3 protein-coding genes are annotated in these 3,162 nt (G+C 35.6%); all 3 read left to right on the plus strand.

Going from position 1 to position 3,162, the window contains the following annotated elements:
- Positions 1 to 224: 224 nt before the first annotated feature.
- The gene (locus AC11ZT_RS06030) at positions 225 to 1,010 is read left to right on the plus strand and encodes a protein phosphatase 2C domain-containing protein (RefSeq protein ID WP_484058735.1); all 786 of its coding nucleotides are present in this window, start codon (positions 225 to 227) and stop codon (positions 1,008 to 1,010) included.
- A gap of 224 nt (positions 1,011 to 1,234) precedes the next feature.
- Entirely contained in the window at positions 1,235 to 2,347 is a 1,113-nt protein-coding gene (locus tag AC11ZT_RS06035; RefSeq protein ID WP_484058736.1) for a CaiB/BaiF CoA transferase family protein, read from the plus strand.
- 273 nt (positions 2,348 to 2,620) lie between these two features.
- Positions 2,621 to 3,162: MFS transporter (locus tag AC11ZT_RS06040; RefSeq protein WP_484058737.1), on the plus strand; the 542-nt coding region annotated here is incomplete at its 3' end.

Consider the following 3,162-nt stretch of genomic DNA (forward strand, 5'->3'; position numbering starts at 1 on the left):
CAACTAATAAAGAACCGATAATAATACCAAAAAAATTGCGCATTCAACCCCATCCTTTGCTGAAAAACTTAACATTTTATGAAAATTATAATGGAATTTTCGTGATTTGTGTAAAAACAGTTTATTATTACTAGTTTTAATTATCTGAAAATTAGCAAGGATTATACCCTGAATTTAAAAGTAAGGAAACTTTATATAACTCATATTCAAAGGGGGATTAAAGGATGGAAGTAAAATTCTTTCAAAAGAAAAGTCCTTACAAAAAGGAATGTGAGGATGCTTATGTCCGTAACGATACAATCCAAGTCTACGGAGTGTGTGATGGGGCAACTCCCCTTGTCACGTTCGAAGATGAAAAAGGTCACAATGGTGCATATTTGGCATCTCACCTCTTTCAATCTTATTTTGAATCTCTTACACAAGAAGAAGACATTGTGAAATGTATGGTTCAGGCAAATCAAATTCTTGCTACCAAAATGATGCAGTATAATATTGATCAAACAAAGAAGCATCACTTGTGGTCTACTTGTTTCGCGGGAGTACATATTGGAGATTCTGCTATACAATATGGACAGCTTGGAGACTGCATGATTGTGGCGAAATTTGTGGACGATCGGATTGTCTTGTTAACGAAAGATACTGTAAAAGGAATAAATGCAAGAGCGCAAAAAAACAGAGTGGAGAGGGGATTTGATGAGAAATATTATGCCGATGAAAGAAGACGCTTTATATATAATCGATGGATGGCGAATACAAAAGATGGGTACTCTGTTGCAAATGGTATGGATAATGTTCGTGAATATATACAAACTGGTACGATAAAGCGCAGTGATGTGAAGGCTTTGTTTGTGTGTTCCGATGGATTGTTTCATCCAACATTTTCTTTGGAACAGGTAGCATCTGTCGTATGGAAAGATGGTATCCAAAGATACGTTTCCATGTTAGATGTATTAGAGCAAAAAAATGGAATACGTGCCGATGATAAAACAGCTCTTACCATTCTGTTGTAGCCTTTGGCAACAGACATCTCATAAGGGGATGTCTGTTTTTCGAATGAAGCAGGAATATGTCGAAGAGTTTTTCTTTCTATTGTAATGGATTATTTTTATAATTAAACCATATTAAGGATTTTTTAATCCTATAGTGGAAGAGTTAACGATAAATAACAATATATGAATGTAAGCGCTTTCTAATATGTTTTGATTATAGTTACTATAATATGGGGGTAGGTAGGATGCTAAAGGGTATAACAGTTCTTGATTTTTCTCATTATTTGCCAGGGCCTTATGCCTCGCTTAGACTAGCGGATTTAGGAGCAACTGTAATAAAAATTGAACCACTTTTTGGTGATCTAGCAAGAAGTTTCGATAAAGAAAGCACAGCGCTTTATACAGCAAATAATCGAAATAAACAAAGTATTGCAATTAATGTGAAAGATAAGGAGGGGGCAGAGATAGCCCTTTCACTAATAGAAAAGGCTGATGTGATTATAGAAAGTTTTCGTCCCAATACGATGTCTCGCCTTGGACTTGGATATGAGGATGCTAAAAAACGAAATGAAAACATCATCTATGCCTCAATCACTGGTTATGGACAACAACATGATCATTCTCATTTAGCAGGTCATGATTTGAATTTTATGGCTGTTAGCGGTGTGCTTGCTCAAATAAAGAATAATGGAAAACCATTTATTCCGAACATAACGTTTGGTGATGAAGTTGGAGGCATGCTTGTAAGCGAAAGTATTCTTGCGGCGTTGTTTGATCGTGAGAGAACAAATGAAGGATGCTATTTAGATCTATCACTAACGGATAGTTTAACTATGTTAATGAATAATCATGTAATGTTATATGATTTATACAATAAGAATAATGGATTAGATATGCTAGCGGGGACTGAAGTTTCCTATTGTTTATATGAAACGGCTGACGAACGATATGTTGCGATTGGCGCAGTTGAGCTGAAGTTTTGGGAACGTTTTTGCCTTTACGCAGAGCGAGAAGATTGGATTTCACAGCAACATGCCAAGGCCATAGAAGGAGAGAGGGTATACGAAGAAATTAAGTCATTTTTTCTGGGAAAATCTTTTGCATACTGGGAGCAAGCTTCTCTTGAAATAGATTGTTGCTTAACCCCTGTATATGAAACTAATGAGCTGGCTGTTTCCCCGTATACAAAGCACATGATTACGATGCCCTACGTTCGAACTCATAATATGTTGAAAATAAAAAATCCACCTGTCCTTGGTGAACAAACAAGTGAATTGCTATCAAAGCTAGGTTATGACGAGAATAAAATTACGCTCCTGCGTAAGAAAGGCATAATTGCAGGGCTCATACCTTGTTAAATAGTTATACATTAGAGAATGATAATTATGGCCACTGAAATATTGCAGTGGTCTTTTTCATGACTACGAGAATAAAGAATTGGTTCTATCTTTCATAAAATTTTTGAAAAAAGGAAATGTAAACTCCGATTTGCCATCATTTTTCTTGTTATAATAGGTTCATTGTTTCTATACATTTCCAAAATCATATCACAAAATATGTAACACCTTGCAAATTTCGAGACTTTGCTTGTTGTAAATGAATTGTTACTAGTTTTGAGAAAGGAGAATGGTGTGCAGGCTACTGTGAAAATCCATCCTCTAGCATGGAATATTATTATTGGTACTTTGTTTGCTAGACTTGCTACTTCAATGAGTATGCCATTTCTTGCAATATATTTGACGATGACTAAAGGGGTATCTCCATCACTAACTGGAGCTATTATTGGCATTAGTATGCTAGTAGGGGTGTTTGCTAGCTTTATTGGTGGCAGCTTGTCTGATAAATATGGTCGTAAAAAAATAATGATTGGCTCTATCATAGTGTGGACGTTTGTTTTTATTGGATTTGCATTTGCTGACAATATAGCTTTATTCTTTTTATTAAATGCAGGAAACGGTATTTGTCGTGCATTTTTTGAGCCTACCTCTCGCGCCCTTTTATCCGATTTAACAAAACCGGAAAATAGACTGATGATATTTAATTTACGTTATGGAGCGATTAATGCTGGAGTTGCTATTGGACCTATTATGGGATTACAACTTGGAACTTCATCATCTACAACTCCTTTTTTAGTTGCTGCAGCAGTATATATATTGTATATGGTATCCTTGCT

It is taken from the genome of Ectobacillus sp. (genome assembly GCF_056992975.1).

What these genes read in the sequence shown, in the direction of transcription:
- AC11ZT_RS06030 (WP_484058735.1), top strand. Translation starts at nt 225, where the DNA reads ATGGAAGTAAAATTCTTTCAAAAGAAAAGTCCTTACAAAAAGGAATGT.
- AC11ZT_RS06035 (WP_484058736.1), top strand. Translation starts at nt 1,235, where the DNA reads ATGCTAAAGGGTATAACAGTTCTTGATTTTTCTCATTATTTGCCAGGG.